Origin of the sequence: Salinibius halmophilus, assembly GCF_003577475.1 — a bacterium.
Taxonomy (GTDB): domain Bacteria; phylum Pseudomonadota; class Gammaproteobacteria; order Pseudomonadales; family Natronospirillaceae; genus Salinibius; species Salinibius halmophilus.
Genome location: NZ_QPEP01000004.1, coordinates 1 through 17,931 on the forward strand (window position 1 = coordinate 1; position 17,931 = coordinate 17,931).

Genomic DNA, 17,931 nt, shown 5'->3' on the forward strand with positions numbered 1-17,931 from the left:
AATGATTCCCCGCAGCGTGTCAACCAGTTTTTCTAAGAAAGTTTCGAAAAGTTTTTCAGAACTTTCAGCAACTTAGCGAAGAGTGAACCCTCGCCAGCCGCTTGGCTGACTCAGCGTTGCTTGCCGTTTTGGCTGTGCCCCGCTGGTGTGGAGGCGCATTATAGAGACAAAGCCAAATGCGTCAACACTTTTTTTGAAGTTTTTTTTAAATTAATCCACCCTTCTAAAATGAGCTAGTAAGGAGGGCCCTTTCAATGCTTTAGCGGCGCTGCACTGAATAGACTGTTATAAGCATTAATGATACCGCTCGCCTCATTGTCTAGGCTGAACTTTCTTACATGATTCAGCGCATTAGTCTTACATGCCAACAACTTTTCAGGTGAAGCAATCAACTTTTCTATCGCACTAGCAAGTTGCTGAACACTGCCGATGTCTATCAAGCTACCAACTTCTGGAGAAACAAGATCCGGGTATGCGCCTGTTTTACTGGCCACAACTGCTGTTCCACACGCCATCGCCTCTAGCGGCACAACACCAAACCCCTCATAGCGAGCCGGAGCACAGACAACATCCAGACTCTGATAAAAAGCAGGCATATCAGCCAAGGCTAGCTCCCCAAGCCAAGCCACTTGAGATTGAACCGGCATAAGTTGCTGTTTTAACCGACGAGCGAACATTTCATATTTAGGTGTCACAGCACCAGCAATTAGCAGCCGTATATTTGGGTAGCGCTTTAGTAGTGGCAACATCGCTTCAACTAGTATGTCAGTTCCTTTTTCGGGCCGCACTCGTCCAGAAACACCAATGGTTAGCGAAGCATCACGTTTTGGCTTAGCCGAAAAGGCTGACAAGTCCACACCGTGAGGGACTATCGCTTGCGCATTTACATACCCAGCCGCAGAGGAGCTCGTGGCAATGATGTAATCCATCGAAGCAATTAGCTTACGAGGCCACCATGAATGGCGACGTATCGCAGCACTGGTAAAAACAATCTTAATTGGTAGGCGCAGCACATGCTTGGCAAACAAGGCTAGCTGCATCTCGTTGTTACGCCTTGCATGCCAGATAAAAAAGCCTCTTTCAGGCTGGTGTTGACGTAATAACTCAACCAATTTCCAAAAGCTGCTTATATGTGTCACGCCACTTAAAGGGTTTTTGCTAAGCAAAATGGTTCGATAGTGCTTCGCAACTAGAGGGGTCACCGCACGACAAGTTGAGCTTACACCAGAAATGCGATGATGAAGGTCAGAGACAATTACTTCTGGCGCCAAATCAAGCCTTGTGTTCACGAGCCAAGTACTCATGTGATTGCATTTCCAATAGTCGGCTTTGCGTGCGTTCAAACTCGAAACTTAGCTTTCCGCTTTCATACAAATGAGCTAGCGACACCTCTGCCGTGATAATCAACTTGACACCGCGGTCGTAAAATTCATCCACTAAGTTAATAAAGCGCCGCGCCTGATCATCTTTTTCAGCGGTAAACTTTGGTACATTTTGTACTAGCACCGTGTGAAACAAACGCCCCAGTTCGATATAGTCATTCTGACTGCGCGGCCCGTCGCATAGAACCAAAAAGTCGAACCAAGCAACATCATCAGCAACTTGCAGTGCAACAAGCTTGCGCCCAAGCACCTCTACCGGCTCGTTGATTTTAATGTCACTATGACCAGGAATCAGATTATCAAATGATGATTGCAATGATGTCTTGGCAGCGTCATCTAACGGGTAGTGATAAAGCTCAGCCTGCTCTAATTGACGCAATCGGTAGTCGGTACCACCATCAACATTCAGCACGTCACAATATTGTTCTATCATTCTAATCGCTGGCAAGAAACGATCTCTTTGCAAACCATCCTTATACAAACCTTGCGGTTCAATGTTTGAGGTAGCAACCAGCGCGACACCACGTTCGAATAGCCCGCCCACAAGGTTAGCTAGAATCATTGCATCACCGATATCAGAGACAAAAAACTCATCAAAGCAAAGCACGCGCGTATTACTTGCCCATTCTTGCGCTACTTTATCGAGCGGGTTTTTCTCACCGGCCAACTCTGACAGGCGCGCATGAACCATTTGCATAAAGCGGTGAAAATGCACCCTTCGTTTGTTATCGAAAGGCAAGCACTCATAAAAGGTATCCATTAAGTAGGTTTTGCCGCGGCCAACGCCGCCCCAAAAATATAGACCACGAGGTGGAACGACCTTTTTGCGTAGCAGCTTTTGAAACATTGTCGGGCCACCATCATCAAGTAGCCGATGGTATAAATCGTTTAATGCCATCACAGCCTCTTTCTGTGCTGCGTCGGCGATGAACCCTTGTTTGTTCAAATCATTTTCATATGCTGCCAATGGCGTCATGATGTCCCCCCTACAATCGCTGCACGCACTTTAGCGCCGACGGCAAATAAAGCAAATTTATCTGAATAATTTTGCCACCGTTCATTCATAGTCGATTCCCGCGCAGTGATTTATACTGCAGCTATGCCATGCAAGAGGATCACACATGGAACTTTCAACTTTAATTCTTGGCACTGCTGTTGGTGCAATTATTGGTGCACTGGTTACTTGGCTGGCATTGCGCAACACAAGCCAAACAGAACTTCAAAAGAAGTACGAAGCATTAAAAGCAACTCACGAAACCTACCAAGTGCAGGTAAATAATCATTTTCAGCATACGTCTGAGCTGATCGAGTCATTGAATGAGCGTTACCAAGCGGTAAACCTTCATATTGCCAAGGGCATCGACGAACTGACCCAGCCGGATGCATTGGTAAACCAAACACGCGACCAAGAAGGCCAAATAGCTGATCAGTCGAAGCAAGACGAACCCGAGATTGAGCCTCCTTCAGCGCCTCGGGACTACGCCGAAAAACACTAACCTTTTGGATAGCAGGCAGGTGGCACCTGCCTCAGTTAAGTAAATCTATACATGCTAACAACCATATTCTTATCACCCAATCTTCTAAATTGCTGACTTATTATTCTCATATGTTTCTGTTAGATTAGCGCCGTTTACGAAATTTCACTTGTTGGAGCACAAGCGTGAGCGACTACAATCTAACTCACCTCAAGGCACTTGAGGCAGAGAGTATCCACATTATTCGCGAAGTAGCTGCAGAGTTCGACAACCCTGTGATGCTTTATTCGATTGGTAAAGATTCAGCAGTAATGCTGCACTTGGCACGCAAGGCGTTTGCACCGGGCCGTTTACCGTTTCCGTTGATGCACGTTGATACCACGTGGAAGTTCAAGGAAATGATTGAATTTCGTGACAACTTAGCGAAGGAGTACGACTTCGACCTAATTGTCGCTAGAAACGAAGAAGGTGTGGCGCAGGGCATTAACCCGTTTGATCATGGCTCTGCTAAGCATACAGACATCATGAAAACACAGGCGCTCAAGCAAGCACTTACCAAATATGGGTTTGATGCGGCATTTGGTGGCGCCCGTCGTGATGAAGAAAAATCTCGTGCAAAAGAGCGCGTTTTTTCATTCCGTGATGAAAACCACCGTTGGGATCCGAAGAACCAACGCCCAGAGCTTTGGAACCTTTACAACGGTAAAGTGAACAAAGGCGAATCGATTCGGGTATTCCCATTGTCGAACTGGACTGAGCTGGATATCTGGCAGTACATCCATTTAGAAGACATCCCGATTGTACCTTTATATTTGTCTGCCCCACGTGAGGTGGTTGAGCGCGATGGCACTCTCATTCAAGTGAACGACGACCGCATGCGCTCTCGCCTTCGCCCTGATGAAGAAGTGATGGTGAAAAACGTTCGCTTCCGCACACTAGGCTGCTACCCGCTGACGGGCGCGGTTGAGTCCAACGCCACCACGCTACCTGAAATCATTCAGGAGATGTTATTAACCACAACATCTGAGCGCCAAGGCCGCGTAATTGACCACGACCAAAGTGCGTCAATGGAGAAAAAGAAACAAGAAGGTTATTTCTAAGCGAGGTATTTATGGCACACCAATCAGAACTCATTGCACAAGATATCAATGAATACCTCGAACAACACGAGCGCAAAGAGCTATTGCGCCTGCTTACCTGCGGCAGTGTTGACGATGGTAAAAGTACGTTAATTGGCCGCTTGCTACACGATTCAAAGATGATCTTTGAAGACCAGCTTGCAGCCATCGCCAATGATTCAAAAAAAGTCGGCACGCAAGGCGATAAAATCGACTTGGCACTACTAGTAGATGGCTTAGCAGCCGAGCGTGAACAAGGCATTACCATTGATGTTGCGTACCGCTATTTCTCTACTGACCGCCGCAAGTTCATTATTGCCGATACACCAGGACACGAACAGTACACGCGCAACATGGCAACCGGTGCATCGACGGCGGATCTTGCGATCATTCTTGTAGATGCCCGTCATGGCGTAATGACGCAGACTCGCCGCCATACGTACTTAGCACACTTGCTCGGTATCAAGCACATAGTCGTGGCGATCAATAAGATGGACTTGGTTGATTTCAGCGAAGACCGTTTCAACGAAATTAAAGCGGACTATCAAGCCTTTGCCGATCAGCTAGGTGTTGAGCATCCAATTTATGTGCCTATTTCAGCGCTCGATGGTGACAACGTTGTATCAAATAGTGAGAAATCACCTTGGTACACCGACAAGCCATTAATGCAGATTTTGGAAGAAGTGCAGATTGTCGATAAGAAAGACCTCGCACGCTTCCGCTTGCCGGTGCAGTACGTTAACCGCCCGAACCTAAACTTCCGCGGTTTTGCTGGCACCATTGCAGCAGGTAAAGTTCATCCAGGTGATGAGGTCATCGCGCTACCGTCAGGCAAGCGCAGTAAGGTTAAAGAAATAGTTACCTTTGATGGCAACCTTGACGAAGCATTTGTTAACCAAGCGGTGACCATTACGCTGCAAGACGAAATCGATGTGAGTCGCGGTGACATGTTGGTAGGCGTTGAAGACCAACCTGTGACCAGCAACTCAATTGATGCAACGCTTGTTTGGATGCATGACCAAGCGATGCAGCCGGGTAAGTTGTACGATATCAAAGTTGGCACCAACATGGCTTCAGGCACGGTGTCTAACATTGCTCATCGCATCGACGTTAATACGCTAGAAAAGCACGATGCCAAGCAACTTGAGTTGAACGAAATCGCTGAGTGCACGGTAACACTAAATAAGTCGATTGCCTTCGACCCTTATTCAGTCAACCGTCACACTGGTGCGTTTATCGTGATCGACCGCCTAACCAACGTAACGGTCGGCGCCGGCATGATCACAGGCAAAGCCGATACATCTAGCGATAAAGACCCAGTGACCGCAGACGAACGTGCCAAGCGTTTTGGTCAGCATGCGCGAGCCGTGAATGTGAGCACATCTGAACTTGCCATCGCACTAGAGCGTCGTTTGTTTGATGCAGGCCATGCCGTTGTTCGCATTGATAGCCCTGATCATGGGGCAACCAAAGCACTACTCAATGCCGGACTAATCGTTATTTGCCAAAATAACGTCGAGGCCGACACACTTGACGGTGACAATGTTGACCAATTACTTAATCAGCTGACTGCTTCACATGATCTAGACTAAACACTAGATGACTAACGAAAAACCCAGCCCACGTGCTGGGTTTTTTTATATTCGCTAAATTGTTCGTTAAACTTTCCACTACTTTTTGAGCTAGATCGTTTAGAAACACTAAACCTTGTTGTAAAATTACGTTTAAGAACTGAATTAAGCAAAACAGTCACCGTTAAAAGCCGAATTGACTGGATAAATCAAGTCACATAGGTAGCTTTTTTACAAAATAAGCCCTAATACCGGCTTAGATCAATGACCTTTGCTGACCTCAGTCCTACACTTGGGCATTCGCTGCCGATAGGTAGCAAAATTTACAAACCACTTTCGTTTTGGTGATCTCTCTCATGTCAGTAGCTAATATTGCAGAAGCTGTTCTTGTTCTTAACAGCGGCAGTTCTTCTCTAAAAACCGCCTTGTTTGTCAATCGTGAAGACCAACCCATCGCAACCTGCTTAGCAGAGCGATTAGGCACAGCTGAAGCGGTATTGCACTGGAGCAACGAGGCCGGCAAAACCACATACGAACTAACTGACGGCTCTATGGCAGAAGCGCTAGCGAAGGTAGTGGAGTTGGTTGAAGCAGCACTAGGCAGCTTGGCGCCATTGGTTGCAGTCGGTCACCGTGTCGTACACGGTGGCGAGTCTTTTGGTAAAGCAACATTGGTAGATGAAGAAGTCGCAGCCGAAATCGCGCGCTTGTCTGCCCTGGCCCCCCTGCATAACCCAGCAAACTTAGCAGGCATCCATGCCATGCGCGATCGCTGCCCGGCCGTACCACAAATAGCCGTATTCGATACCGCCTTCCACCAAACATTACCTGAGCACGCTTACCTATACCCTGTGCCAAAAACCTTGTACCAGGCACATAAAGTTCGCCGTTATGGTTTCCACGGTACATCACACCAGTTCGTCTCTCGCGAGGCGGTAAAAGTTGCGAGTTTACCCGCCGACGACCATGGGTTAATTGTTGCCCACTTAGGTAATGGCTGCTCGGCTACGGCAGTGGTAAACGGTGAGAGCCGTGACACAACAATGGGCCTCACGCCACTTGAGGGGCTAATGATGGGTACTCGCTCGGGCGATGTTGACCCAGGACTCTTATCTTTTTTAGCTGATCAAACTGGCAAAACACTTGATGAAATTACTAGCATGCTTAACAAAGAGAGTGGCTTGCTTGGGTTATCTGGGTTGTCGAACGATATGCGCACCGTGAGCGAAGCAGCCGAGCAAGGTAATCAAAACGCTCAAATTGCGCTAGACGTTTTTTGCTACCGCCTCGCACGACAAATAATGGCACTAACAGCCGCCCTGCCAAAACTCGACGCACTAGTCTTTACTGGTGGTATTGGTGAAAATTCTCGCTTGGTGCGCAAGCGCGTCACCGAGCATCTACGTGTATTAAAAATCGAAATTGCCGATGAGCGAAATGCCGACAACGGTAAGTCTTCGAATCATGTGATCAGCCCAGAGGATGCTGCCGTTAAAGTAATGGTGGTGAATACCAATGAGGAATGGGAGATCGCAAACCAAAGTTTGGCACTACTGGAGAAATAATCGATGCAACATAGCTTTTTTCTTGCTCCAACAGGCCCAGGCACAGGTCTTACCTCGGTATGTATGGGGTTAGTTCGCTCCCTAGATCGGCTTGGCGTGCGCGTGGCGTTCTGCAAGCCAGTAGCACAAACCTTTGGTACCGACACCAACCCTGAGCGTTCAACCTCCTTGATTCGCCAAACCGTAGGTCTTCAGCCAGCTGCCCCTATGACGCTAGAGCGTGCGAAGCAACTGATTGCCGACGGTCAACTCGATCGACTACTAGAGAACGTCGTCGACATCTTTAACCAAAGTGCGCAAGATGCCGACGTCGTCGTGATCGAGGGTCTTGTACCCATTAAAGGCGAAACCTTCGTTACTCGCCTTAACCAAGAAATTGCCAGAGCACTAGGTTCCGAAGTCATTCTGGTAGCTGCCAAGAATGAAGATCGCTCAGCGCAACTTGACGAACGCATTCGAATGGCGGCCAACTTGTTCGGCGGCCCACGTGCACCACATGTTTTAGGTTGTATTCTCAACAAAGTTGGCGCGCCACTACCTGAGCACCAACAAGTGATCGCTGGCGAAGAGCCAGACGAAGCGGAAGTAATTGAACCCGATCGCGAGCGCATTATGCGCAAGCTACCGGTATTCCGTGAACCAGGCTTTCGCTGCCTAGGTGCCATTCGCTGGAATCCAACCTTGGTTGCACCGCGCACCATAGATGTAGCGAACTATCTCAAAGCGGACATTATTAACCCAGGTGCCGCCAAGGAGCGTCGGGTACAGACCGTTACCCTGTCTGCCCGCACTGTACCGAACATGCTGCATACGCTAAAGCCTGGCGCACTCGTGGTAACACCCGCTGATCGCGATGATATTTTTCTAGCGTCCTGCATGGCCACGCTAAATAGCACACCATTGGCCGGCATTCTTCTCACCGGTGAGATGGAAATGGACGCGCGCGTGTTTGAACTCTGTCAAGCTGCGCTGAAGTCAGGCCTACCTGTATTACAAACTCAAACCAATACTTGGAACACCGCCAAACGCTTAACCGAGATGAATACCGAAGTGCCGGCAGATGACCTATCACGCATGGAAATGGTAATGGATGCCGTAGCGGCCGATGTTGACGGCTACTGGATGGCCGCACGTGCTCGTATTCCGCGAGAGCGTCGCATGTCACCGCCAGCCTTCCGCCATATGCTGGTTGAAAAAGCGCGTCGTGCCAACAAACGAATCGTACTACCAGAAGGCGAAGAGCCGCGCACCATTCAAGCAGCCATTCAATGCCAAGAGCAAGGCATTGCCCGTTGTGTCTTGTTGGGTCGCGAAGATGTCATTCGCCAACAAGCCGCTACTGCTGGATTGGTATTACCAGAAGGCATTGAAATCCTTGCACCTGATAGTGTTGCACCCACTTATGTTGAGCCATTGGTTAAACTTCGCCAACACAAGGGCGTTACCCATCAGATGGCGGAAAGCTACCTAGAAGATTGCAACGTGTTGGGCACCATGATGCTGGCTCAGGACGATGTAGACGGCTTGGTATCGGGGGCCATCAACACCACTGCCAATACCATCCGCCCTGCTCTGCAATTAGTCAAAACTAAGCCAGATGCGTCCATCGTATCTTCGATTTTCTTTATGCTCTTGCCCGATCAAGTACTTGTTTACGGTGATTGTGCTGTTAACCCAGACCCAAGTGCAGAACAGCTTGCCGAGATTGCAATCCAATCCGGCGATTCGGCACTAGCATTTGGCATTGAGCCAAGAATTGCCATGATTTCCTACTCAACTGGTCAATCTGGCAGCGGTAGCGACGTGGAAAAAGTGCGTGAAGCCACGGCACTGGTGAAGCAGAAGCGCCCAGACCTATTGGTCGATGGCCCACTGCAATACGATGCGGCATCTGTTGAGTCAGTAGCAAAATCAAAAGCACCAGACTCGCCAGTCGCCGGTCGTGCAACCGTGTTTATCTTCCCAGATCTCAACACCGGCAACACCACCTACAAAGCGGTACAACGTTCAGCGCACGTGGTGTCGATCGGCCCAATGTTGCAAGGTTTGCGCAAGCCAGTAAACGATTTGTCGCGCGGTGCACTCGTTGAAGACATCGTCTACACCATTGCATTGACGGCAATTCAAGCGGATGCACAATAACAGTTGAGCAAAAACCCTGATATAGTATGCAGGCAGTTAAATAAGGGTAGTCATCACTACCCTTTTTTTTGTCATGTCAATTATGGAAAGTAGAAGTCCCCGATGTTCGACGCAAAAACCTTGGCGCAACTTGGCGCACTGAAAAACCAGCTTCATGAAGCGAAAGAAATGCACACGGGCACTGTGCGGGGCTCAAACGGCCGTTTTGGCTTTGTAATTGACGATACCGGAGCCAGTCATTTTTTACCGCCGGAAGAAATGGAAAAAGTCTTTCCGGATGATCGCATTGAGTTTTCCCTTACTACCGGTCGCGACGATAAAGAACAAGCCGAGGTTGAGACGCTGCTTGAAACAAATCTGAGCACCTTTGTTGGTCGTTATGTGGTGCGCGGAAAAGCGCACTGTGTGGAGCCAAGCTTACCAGGATTATCGCGCTGGTTATTCATTCCCCCGCCGTTGCGCAATGGCGCTAAAGAAGGCGACTGGCTGGTTGCTCAGGTACATCAACACCCGTTTGAGCAAGGCAAAGCGCAAGCAAAGGTTGTCGACATCATTGGTGACGCCAGCACCCCTCACCTAGTGCAAAAGGTAACCGCTGCTAAGTACGGCCTAGATTGGCAACTGCCTGAAGCAGCAGAAGCTGAAGCCAGTGCAATCAGCGAAGCAGATATTGAATCACTCGCCGCTGGTCGCGATGATCTGACCGACTTACCGCTGGTGACCATTGACTCAGCATCAACAAAAGATATGGATGATGCGGTGTTTGTTGAAACCACTAACTCAGGCTGGAAGTTAACGGTGGCCATTGCCGACCCGGCAGCCTTTGTTACCCCAGGCACCGCCATGGATGCGTTTGCCAAGGCTCGCGCCGCTACGGTTTATATGCCCGGCAAAACTTTCACCATGCTACCAAGGCCATTAACTGAAGTGGCATGCTCATTGGTGCCAAACAAAAAACGCCTTGCGCTGGTCATCACTCAGAACTTCTCAGCCAGTGGCGAGCCTAGCGGAGAGCCAGTATTACAACGTGCAGTGGTGGAATCAAAAGCAAAGCTTAGCTACGAGGCGGTCAGCCAGTCGCTTGAATCAGGCGAAACAATTGAGTCGCCGGCGATCACCGAAAGCTTAACCGCTGCCAAAGCGCTGGCCGAGCAACTTCTAGCACAACGCCATGCCAATAACATTGTGATGACCGACCGTCCGGATTATGAGTTTAACGTTGATGAACTAGGTGCGCTAAACAATGTCTTGGTAAAGCCACGGACGCTAGCGCACAAGATCATTGAAGAGTTTATGCTTGCCACAAACCAAAGTGTTGCCCGATGGCTAGCCGCACAACAACAAGGGTTCTTCGTCACTAACGCTGGCGTGCGTGATGAGCGAAAAGACGTGGTCAAGTCCGCTCTAGCAGAAACCTGGCAATTAGATGCTAGTAACATAGAATCACTTGCAGGCTACCTAACGCTTGTTCGCCAGCTGAATGATCACGAACAGGGTGAGCACATTCGCCGCCTGCTAGCGAGAAATTTTAGCCGAACTGAAATCAAACACGAGCTATCGCCGCATATGCCACTGGGCATGTCTCACTACACCACCGTCACCTCACCTATTCGCAAATATACCGATCTGATGCTGCACCGTATCATCGTTGCTCTGCTCGAACAGCAGCCGGTACCAAACCTTACGCCAGAAGACCTTGCAATCATTAGTGATCGCCAAGGCGCGTCTCGCCGTCCGGCAAATGAAGCGGAAAGCTGGATGATGTGTGAGTATTTGCAGCGCGATATCGACAAAACTTTCCGAGGCCAAGTAGTTGGTATCAGCAAGGGCGGCGTCAACGTTGTATTAACTGACGTCGGTGCCATGGGCTTTGCACCAATGAAACGGGATGAATCGTTCGAATTTCTAGGCGACAGCCAGCTGGCCAAGCTGGCTGATAAAACCTTAACACTAGGAATTGAGGTGGATGTCCTGCTAGCAGGTGTCGACGTTGAGCGTCGAGCGCTCACCTTTAAGCTCGTTTAAAGTAGATGGCGACTGGCTTCTTCAAGTGCTTTGTCAACATTTGGCCGAATAGCCTGCAAAGCCTTGAAGAGCTCAGGTTCAGACTCCTGGAATGATTGCTGCATCGCCTTGCATTGCCGAGCAAGGCTCTCTCCTCGATCCGTTAATGAGACATATATTACTCGCTCATCCTGCTGGCTTCGCTGGCGATTTACAAGACCATTTACTTCCATTCGTTTTAGTAGTGGCGTAAGCGTATTGGTATTTAACACCAATCGACGGCCAATCTCTCGTACTGGAAGCTTGTCTTCGGGTAAAAGTACTAACAGCACTAAGTATTGTGGGTAGGTGATTGACAAGGCATCTAAGAATGGCTGCTGGCGACGAATCAACACTCTTGCGAGGGCTGCGATAGGAAAACAGCAAAGATCGTCTATCGGTGATGAACTATCTGACATGAATTAGCCTGAGTTATGTAAATTGTTACAGATATTTACACTATGTAACATTTAACAAAAACTGACAATATGGCTAGCATAAATTAAGTGAAAAACGAGACAGACGGCATATTATTGGTGCAAACGGTTTCAAAGGTAGGATATGGGGCATGGCATGGCGGAGAGGAAGGGATTCGAACCCTCGATACGGTTTCCCGTATACACGCTTTCCAGGCGTGCTCCTTCAACCACTCGGACACCTCTCCACTGCGGCTACTATACCTACATCAAAAAGCCTTGGCAAATCAATCGTTTAGCAAATTAGACAAGCTAACAACAGGCAACTCATTGGCGGATTCTGGACGCGTTTTCTCTGCCCCACTTTTGCTACCAATGTATAAAAAACCCACTATTTTTTCATTTGCTTTCAGCTTTAGCAGCTCCCGCACAGCATCGCTATCAGCCATCGCACCCGTGCGCCAGATAGTACCAAACCCTAATGACTCAGCTGTTAACTGGCTATACGCCAAAGCAACACAGGTGGTGGCAACCTGCTCCCATTGCGGGACCTTTGCATGCATCTGCTGTCGACAAACAGCAATAAGCAACATAGGCGCTCTATTAGCCATACTCGCTGCTTTTTCTAACTGTGCCGGCGTACCACCAGTTGCCAAAGTATGGCGATAAAAGGCTTGATTTAGGGCCTCTCGCTCTTCATCGGCAACAGTTATAAAGTAAGTTGGCCTCAACCAAGCGTGATCGGGTGCTCGAACAGCAGCCTGGGTGATTATTTTAACTTGCTCAGCACTTGGCCCTGGCGCTACGAGCTTCCCATGCGAGCTACGTTGGTTAATTAGGTCTATCATAAAAATATCCTGGGGTAAGTATTGAAGTAACCTACAAAAAGTGTGGTATAACTACCTACTAATAATTATTAAAACGCTTTGAAGCCTTATGTCGAGAAACCAGCAGCCGAAAGCAGTTAAAGCAAAGCAACCTAGCTTTGCAGACGCTCGGCAACACGATTTTAACTTGCGTCCAAAAATCTACGCTCGCTACATTGCCTACCTGACACTTGCTTTCGTAACCATGACTGCAACGTGGCGCAGCGGCGTGCCATTATGGGTAGTGCCAATTCTTGCCTGGCAAGTGATTTATCCTTACGCAAGCTCTGTAATATTGCGTCAACGCAGTGAAAACCCAGAGCGCACTAGTCAAGTGTTAACCATCATCGACTCAGTTTTCTTTGGTGCTATGGTCGGCCTATTAAGCAACTATCCAATCACTGGCTTGCTGATCATAATCATGGCGAATGCGTCATACATCGCATTGGGCAGTATTTTAATCTATTTTATTAGTTTGATCACAACCGTCGCCGCAGCAATCCTAGTTTTTCAGGGGAAAAACATACTGCAAGTTGGGAACATTGAACAAATTAGCAATGTAACCCCTTATGTTTGTGGCATCGGTGCAGGTATCTACATTGCTGTTACATCCTATTTCTCTACGCGTCACGCGCAAACATTGATCCAAACGCGCCAGCAGCTGGAGCAGCAGTCGCGCGAGTATCGAAACCTATCAAGACAAATTGCCAAGTACATTTCACCGCAAGTCTGGCAAACCATTTTTTCTGGTAAACGCGATGTCAAATTAGAGAACCAACGCAAGCGTCTAGTTGTGTTCTTCTCAGACATCAAAGGGTTCACCGAGATGTCGGAAATGCTAGAGCCGGAAGCCTTAACGTCCATCTTGAATGAGTACCTCAATGAGATGTCTAAAATTGCGCTTAGATACGGCGGCACGATAGACAAGTTCATGGGCGATGCTGTAATGGTGTTTTTTGGTGACCCAGAAACTAAGGGCGTTAAACAAGACGCCGAATCTTGTGTCGCCATGGCTTTAGAAATGCGCCGCACCATGCACCACCTTTATGCAAAATGGCGCAAACAAGGTATCACACAGGGTCTTGAAATCCGCATGGGTATCAACGCGGGCTACTGTACGGTAGGAAACTTTGGTGCCGAAACACGCTTGGATTACACCATTATTGGCAAAGAAGTAAACCTTGCTAGCCGCCTAGAAACGGCCGCGTCGTCAGGCGAAATCCTCATTTCCTCTGCGGTTTACGAGCTAGTAAAAGACACGATTTCCTGCCGCGAAAAAGACCCAATATCAGTTAAAGGCTTCACTAGACCAGTCCCTGTGTTTAGCGTGGTAGATCACAGACGAGAGCTAGGCTCTAGGCCAAGTTTCACCAATGTAGATATGGACGGGTTCTTCATGCAGCTTGATCTTCAGCACGTGAAAAACTATGACATTGACCGCATTAACACAGCGCTAGAAAAGGCGCGTGAGGCGATCCAGAAAAGCCTTATTTAATCTGGGAGCCACTGCTCCCAGATTAACTTACTGCCTTACATGGCGTCCGTTTTCTGCTTCTGCCTTATCAGTTGAGCGCCAAGGATTAATGTCTAGCCCACCTCGGCGCACATAACGCGCCCACACCGTAAGTGAATCGAATTGACCAATAGCAGCTAAGTCAGCGAAAGCCCGTTCTACGCATTGTTCATGAAAATCAGTGTGTTGGCGAAACGAGATGACATAACGCAGCAGCGCCTCACGGTCAATTTTACTGCCGCGATAGCGAACATAGAGCGAGCCCCAATCGGGCTGTCCGGTAACTGGGCAGTTAGATTTCAACAAATGACTTACTAGCGTTTCATTTGCCTGATCGTTATTGACCGCCAAAAGGTTACCCTGCGGCTGATACTGATCGATCTCAACCGGTAAGTCGTCAATACATATCGCATCGTCGTGCTGCACAGCAAAGGCCGCTTGCGCCTCATTCAAGCCAACTAGGCGAACCTCTACTTCTGCGCCTGCTGCATTCGAGAGGTCTGTGGCAATTGTTTTACCCACCACTTCGGCATCAGGCGATACATGTTGATTCCAAGAGTTTAGGTAGAGTTTTAAGCTTTTTGATTCGATCAAAAACGGGCTCAAAGCAGGTACTCGAATCTCAGCGATCACCACGACAGGCTTGCCCGATGGCAGCAACCAGCTTACCTCCCAAGCATTCCAAACATCTTGACCGACAAAACCCGGTTGCTCAGGTGACAAGCCAATTTCCTCACGCTTTGGCGCTCGTGGCACGGGGAAGAGCAATGATGGATCATACTGCTCTGGATATTGTGAAACCTGCCCCAGTGGCATTTGCTTGGTAGACATTAGTGTCGAAGCCCCTTTCCGCGCTTTAGCAGCCATAGTGCTAACGACCAGAACACCAAGGTGAACGCTGCTAGCATGGCAAAAGCGATGTAAATATTAATGTCCGAATAACCCAAAATTCCGTAGCGAAATGCATTCACCATGTAAAGAATAGGATTAAACAAAGACAAGCCTTGCCAAAACTCTGGCAATAATGAAATCGAATAGAAAACACCGCCTAAATAAGTTAGTGGCGTTAGAATAAAGGTGGGCACAATGGCAACATCGTCAAACTTGTTGGCAAAGATTGCATTAATAAAACCACCAAGTGAAAACACAATCGCTGTCAGTAGAATGACACTGATGACAACAAACAAGTGATGCACTGCTAGGTCAGTAAAGAACAGTGACAATAGAGTAACGATAAAACCAACCGCTAACCCACGGGCCACACCACCTGCCACAAACCCTGCCAACAACACCCAGTCGGGCATTGGCGACACCAACATTTCCTCAACCGAACGTTGAAACTTATTGGAGAAGAAACTTGAAGCGACATTGCCATAACTATTAGTGATCACCGACATCATAATTAAGCCAGGCACAATAAACTGCATGTAATCAAAGCCACCCATCTCGCCGATCCGGCTACCAATCAAGTTACCAAAAATAATAAAGTACAGCACCATGGTAATGGCCGGTGGAACCAATGTTTGCGGCCAAATTCTAAGGAATCGGGTGACTTCCTTGCGCACTACAGTTAACAAGGCAACACTTGTATGCTTCATTGTTTTGACTCCGCCACTAAATCGATAAACATAGACTCAAGTCGGTTCGCTTCTGGGCGAATACTTGCCACGTTTATCCCCTTCTCGTTTAACACCGCAAATAATTCGTTCAAACTAATCGACTTATTCACCTCAACTAAAAAGCTGTGCTCATCAAGAACTTCAATGCTAAACGGCGATAGTGCTGGCAGGCTCTCAGTCGTGCCGGTCACATCGACTACAAAGTAGGCCTTATCCGCTTGTTTTAACAAGGCTTTCGTCGACGTGTTGGTGATTATTTTGCCCTCAGAAATGATTGCCACTCGCTTACACATGGCCTCGGCTTCTTCTAAGTAGTGCGTGGTCAAAATAATCGTAAGCCCTTGCTGATTGAGCTTTTGCAAAAACTCCCACATTGAACGACGAATCTCTATGTCTACCCCTGCAGTTGGCTCGTCTAGAATCAGTACCCGAGGTTTGTGAATCAGGGCCCGGGCGATCATTAGTCGCCGCTTCATGCCACCCGAGAGCATGCGCGCCGGCGTATGACGTTTTTCCCAAAGGTCTAGTTGCTTAAGCAAGGTTTCACAATAAGGCAAAGCTTCTTTGCGGGAGATACCATAATAACCAGCTTGATTAAGTACGATCTGCTCTACTTTCTCGAACGAGTTAAAATTAAATTCTTGTGGCACTACACCTAAATGGCGGCGAACGGCTTGTGGGCTTTGGTCAAGATCATCACCACAAACACTTACACGACCACTACTCTTTCGAACCAGTCCACAAACAATGCCAAGGGTTGTCGACTTGCCAGCACCGTTGGGCCCTAACAGCGCGAAAAACTCGCCAGACTCCACCGAGAATGACACCCCTTTTAGTGCTTGAAAACCGTTGTCGTAGGTTTTCTCAAGCCCCTCTACTGTTAGTGCTTGCATCTATACTCCAACTATCTTTTAGCATAAGGCATCTATGCTAACCCATAATAGCGTAACAACATGGGGGCAAAAGCGATGAATGCAATAGGGAAGGTATTATGAAAGTATTGATCACCGGCGGGCGTGGTTTTCTAGCTAGCCATTTATTAAAACACTTAGGCGAACATGACCTCGCCGTGATTAGCCGATCTGGCAAATCACTAAAGCATTGCCAACAAGTATTTACCAATTTTGAGCAGGCGGCATCGTTCAAACCAGAGGTTGTCATCAACTTAGCAGGCGCTTCACTGTTCGACCAACGCTGGTCGGACAAACGTCGTTTGGAAATGTATCAAAGTCGCGTTGACTATACTCAAAAACTACTTGCAACCCTTGCAAGCCGAGGTGCCCTTCCAAGCACCCTGATTTCAGGCTCAGCTGTGGGTTTTTATGGTGATCAAGGCAATCAGACGATTACCGAAGCTAACGCTAGCGGCAATGATTGGAGTGCCAAACTCTGCGCCAATTGGGAGTCGCAAGCGCTCGCTTACAGTAACAGAGTACGTGTTTGTGTTGTTCGCACCGGGCTAGTGATGCACCCATCAGGCGGTGCAATGGCGCCTTTAATGACACCAGCGAAACTTGGCCTTTTAGGCCCATTCGGCAAAGGCGATAACTACTGGCCTTGGATTGCCCTCAAAGACTGGCTGAATGCGGTCACTTTTTTAATTAACCAACCAACTTGCCAAGGCGCATTCAACCTTACGGCCCCGATGCCGGAAACACAAAAAGACTTCCTAAAACAGCTTAGCAAGTCGTTGTCTCGCCCTAGCTTTTTTGCTATCCCAAGCCCCGCAGTAAACATATTGTTAGGCTCAGACAGAGCTGAGCTTTTAATGGCAAGTCAGCGCGTAAGCCCCTCACGCTTACTAGACGCTGGCTTTGAATTTGTGTATACCAATGCCAACTCCATGTTAGAAGCCTACGCAAAATGAAATATACATTAGCTGCCGAAATCAATCCGTTGATCAACTCGCTAGATAAAGTGCTAGCAGATGAAGGCCTAAGCGATGATGAAGGCAGCCGTGGCTCGCTGAGCTCAGTCAAGCAGGCACTTAATGATGGTAAAGAATGGCGAAACGACCTTGCCGATACACTGCAGCAAGTCTTTCGTAACCTGCCACACATTGGCCACAAAGTCCCTCGCGACCTGCTCTGGTTTGCTGGCAGCGAGTGTTTGCACTTTTTAGATGATGCCGAGATTGAACGGTATGCCAGCATTGATGAAGTCTGGCAAACCACTCAGCTTAGCTGGCAAGAAGCCGTTGCTAAAACACTGTCAAATTAAG

At 48.3% G+C, this 17,931-nt stretch carries 16 protein-coding genes and 1 tRNA gene; 9 read left to right on the top strand and 8 right to left on the bottom strand.

All coding sequences use genetic code 11. The annotated features are described in order from the left end of the window. Window positions 1-251: 251 nt before the first annotated feature. Window positions 252-1,304, bottom strand: coding sequence for a glycosyltransferase family 4 protein (locus DUW71_RS04980; RefSeq protein WP_119394152.1), 1,053 nt, complete (start codon window positions 1,302-1,304; stop codon window positions 252-254). Next, the gene (zapE, locus tag DUW71_RS04985) at window positions 1,273-2,358 is read right to left on the bottom strand and encodes a cell division protein ZapE (RefSeq protein ID WP_119394153.1); all 1,086 of its coding nucleotides are present in this window, start codon (window positions 2,356-2,358) and stop codon (window positions 1,273-1,275) included. Before zapE ends, DUW71_RS04980 begins: the two co-directional genes overlap by 32 nt. Window positions 2,359-2,503: 145 nt before the next feature. On the opposite strand from zapE, the gene DUW71_RS04990 reads away from it, so the two are divergent. From DUW71_RS04990 to DUW71_RS05015, 6 genes are all read left to right on the top strand, one after another. Further along, complete coding sequence (locus DUW71_RS04990; protein WP_119394154.1) at window positions 2,504-2,878, top strand: YhcB family protein; 375 nt, start codon at window positions 2,504-2,506, stop codon at window positions 2,876-2,878. Window positions 2,879-3,042: 164 nt separating this feature from the next. Next, window positions 3,043-3,957: a sulfate adenylyltransferase subunit CysD gene (gene cysD, locus DUW71_RS04995; RefSeq protein ID WP_119394155.1), complete on the top strand. Its 915-nt coding sequence runs from the start codon at window positions 3,043-3,045 to the stop codon at window positions 3,955-3,957. 11 nt (window positions 3,958-3,968) lie between these two features. After that, a complete protein-coding gene (cysN, locus tag DUW71_RS05000; RefSeq protein WP_119394156.1) occupies window positions 3,969-5,567 on the top strand; it encodes a sulfate adenylyltransferase subunit CysN in 1,599 nt (532 codons plus the stop codon). Between the two features lie 335 nt (window positions 5,568-5,902). Continuing rightward, complete coding sequence (locus tag DUW71_RS05005; protein WP_119394157.1) at window positions 5,903-7,111, top strand: acetate/propionate family kinase; 1,209 nt, start codon at window positions 5,903-5,905, stop codon at window positions 7,109-7,111. Between the two features lie 3 nt (window positions 7,112-7,114). After that, the gene (gene pta, locus DUW71_RS05010) at window positions 7,115-9,253 is read left to right on the top strand and encodes a phosphate acetyltransferase (RefSeq protein ID WP_119394158.1); all 2,139 of its coding nucleotides are present in this window, start codon (window positions 7,115-7,117) and stop codon (window positions 9,251-9,253) included. 102 nt (window positions 9,254-9,355) lie between these two features. After that, window positions 9,356-11,278, top strand: a complete 1,923-nt coding sequence (locus DUW71_RS05015) for a VacB/RNase II family 3'-5' exoribonuclease (protein ID WP_119394159.1) — start codon at window positions 9,356-9,358, stop codon at window positions 11,276-11,278. Here the strand turns inward: DUW71_RS05015 and DUW71_RS05020 are convergent. The 3 genes from DUW71_RS05020 to DUW71_RS05030 form a co-directional block, all read right to left on the bottom strand. Next, on the bottom strand, window positions 11,275-11,715 hold the full coding sequence (locus DUW71_RS05020) for a MarR family winged helix-turn-helix transcriptional regulator (protein ID WP_119394160.1): 441 nt from the start codon (window positions 11,713-11,715) through the stop codon (window positions 11,275-11,277). The genes DUW71_RS05015 and DUW71_RS05020 overlap by 4 nt on opposite strands. 155 nt (window positions 11,716-11,870) lie before the next feature. Next, window positions 11,871-11,960 (bottom strand) — tRNA-Ser (locus DUW71_RS05025). Window positions 11,961-11,999: 39 nt separating this feature from the next. Next, window positions 12,000-12,560: a nitroreductase family protein gene (locus DUW71_RS05030; RefSeq protein WP_119394161.1), complete on the bottom strand. Its 561-nt coding sequence runs from the start codon at window positions 12,558-12,560 to the stop codon at window positions 12,000-12,002. An 88-nt stretch (window positions 12,561-12,648) separates the two neighbouring features. Here DUW71_RS05030 and DUW71_RS05035 point away from each other — a divergent pair, with 88 nt between their 5' ends. Further along, window positions 12,649-14,073 (top strand): adenylate/guanylate cyclase domain-containing protein, encoded by a 1,425-nt coding sequence (locus DUW71_RS05035; RefSeq protein ID WP_119394162.1) that lies wholly within the window; start codon window positions 12,649-12,651, stop codon window positions 14,071-14,073. Between the two features lie 27 nt (window positions 14,074-14,100). Here the strand turns inward: DUW71_RS05035 and queF are convergent, their stop codons facing one another. The 3 genes from queF to DUW71_RS05050 are packed head-to-tail and all read right to left on the bottom strand — an operon-like array spanning window position 14,101 to window position 16,603. After that, window positions 14,101-14,922: an NADPH-dependent 7-cyano-7-deazaguanine reductase QueF gene (queF, locus tag DUW71_RS05040; RefSeq protein ID WP_119394163.1), complete on the bottom strand. Its 822-nt coding sequence runs from the start codon at window positions 14,920-14,922 to the stop codon at window positions 14,101-14,103. Then, the gene (locus DUW71_RS05045) at window positions 14,922-15,689 is read right to left on the bottom strand and encodes an ABC transporter permease (RefSeq protein WP_119394164.1); all 768 of its coding nucleotides are present in this window, start codon (window positions 15,687-15,689) and stop codon (window positions 14,922-14,924) included. The genes queF and DUW71_RS05045 overlap by 1 nt, the downstream gene beginning before the upstream one ends. After that, a complete protein-coding gene (locus DUW71_RS05050; RefSeq protein WP_119394165.1) occupies window positions 15,686-16,603 on the bottom strand; it encodes an ABC transporter ATP-binding protein in 918 nt (305 codons plus the stop codon). Before DUW71_RS05050 ends, DUW71_RS05045 begins: the two co-directional genes overlap by 4 nt. A 98-nt stretch (window positions 16,604-16,701) precedes the next feature. On the opposite strand from DUW71_RS05050, the gene DUW71_RS05055 reads away from it, so the two are divergent. Together DUW71_RS05055 and DUW71_RS05060 are read left to right on the top strand one after the other, a co-directional pair. After that, window positions 16,702-17,577 (top strand): TIGR01777 family oxidoreductase, encoded by an 876-nt coding sequence (locus DUW71_RS05055; protein ID WP_119394166.1) that lies wholly within the window; start codon window positions 16,702-16,704, stop codon window positions 17,575-17,577. Further along, entirely contained in the window at window positions 17,574-17,930 is a 357-nt protein-coding gene (locus DUW71_RS05060) for a hypothetical protein (protein ID WP_119394167.1), read from the top strand. Before DUW71_RS05055 ends, DUW71_RS05060 begins: the two co-directional genes overlap by 4 nt. Window position 17,931: the final 1 nt, after the last annotated feature.

Excerpts from the sequence above, each read along its gene's own strand:
- DUW71_RS05015 (WP_119394159.1), top strand. The coding sequence starts at position 9,356 with ATGTTCGACGCAAAAACCTTGGCGCAACTTGGCGCACTGAAAAACCAG.
- pta (WP_119394158.1), top strand. The coding sequence starts at position 7,115 with ATGCAACATAGCTTTTTTCTTGCTCCAACAGGCCCAGGCACAGGTCTT.
- DUW71_RS05030 (WP_119394161.1), bottom strand. The coding sequence starts at position 12,560 with ATGATAGACCTAATTAACCAACGTAGCTCGCATGGGAAGCTCGTAGCG.
- zapE (WP_119394153.1), bottom strand. The coding sequence starts at position 2,358 with ATGACGCCATTGGCAGCATATGAAAATGATTTGAACAAACAAGGGTTC.
- queF (WP_119394163.1), bottom strand. The coding sequence starts at position 14,922 with ATGTCTACCAAGCAAATGCCACTGGGGCAGGTTTCACAATATCCAGAG.
- DUW71_RS05005 (WP_119394157.1), top strand. The coding sequence starts at position 5,903 with ATGTCAGTAGCTAATATTGCAGAAGCTGTTCTTGTTCTTAACAGCGGC.
- DUW71_RS05045 (WP_119394164.1), bottom strand. The coding sequence starts at position 15,689 with ATGAAGCATACAAGTGTTGCCTTGTTAACTGTAGTGCGCAAGGAAGTC.
- DUW71_RS05050 (WP_119394165.1), bottom strand. The coding sequence starts at position 16,603 with ATGCAAGCACTAACAGTAGAGGGGCTTGAGAAAACCTACGACAACGGT.
- DUW71_RS04980 (WP_119394152.1), bottom strand. The coding sequence starts at position 1,304 with ATGAGTACTTGGCTCGTGAACACAAGGCTTGATTTGGCGCCAGAAGTA.
- DUW71_RS05060 (WP_119394167.1), top strand. The coding sequence starts at position 17,574 with ATGAAATATACATTAGCTGCCGAAATCAATCCGTTGATCAACTCGCTA.
- DUW71_RS04990 (WP_119394154.1), top strand. The coding sequence starts at position 2,504 with ATGGAACTTTCAACTTTAATTCTTGGCACTGCTGTTGGTGCAATTATT.
- DUW71_RS05055 (WP_119394166.1), top strand. The coding sequence starts at position 16,702 with ATGAAAGTATTGATCACCGGCGGGCGTGGTTTTCTAGCTAGCCATTTA.
- DUW71_RS05035 (WP_119394162.1), top strand. The coding sequence starts at position 12,649 with ATGTCGAGAAACCAGCAGCCGAAAGCAGTTAAAGCAAAGCAACCTAGC.
- cysN (WP_119394156.1), top strand. The coding sequence starts at position 3,969 with ATGGCACACCAATCAGAACTCATTGCACAAGATATCAATGAATACCTC.
- DUW71_RS05020 (WP_119394160.1), bottom strand. The coding sequence starts at position 11,715 with ATGTCAGATAGTTCATCACCGATAGACGATCTTTGCTGTTTTCCTATC.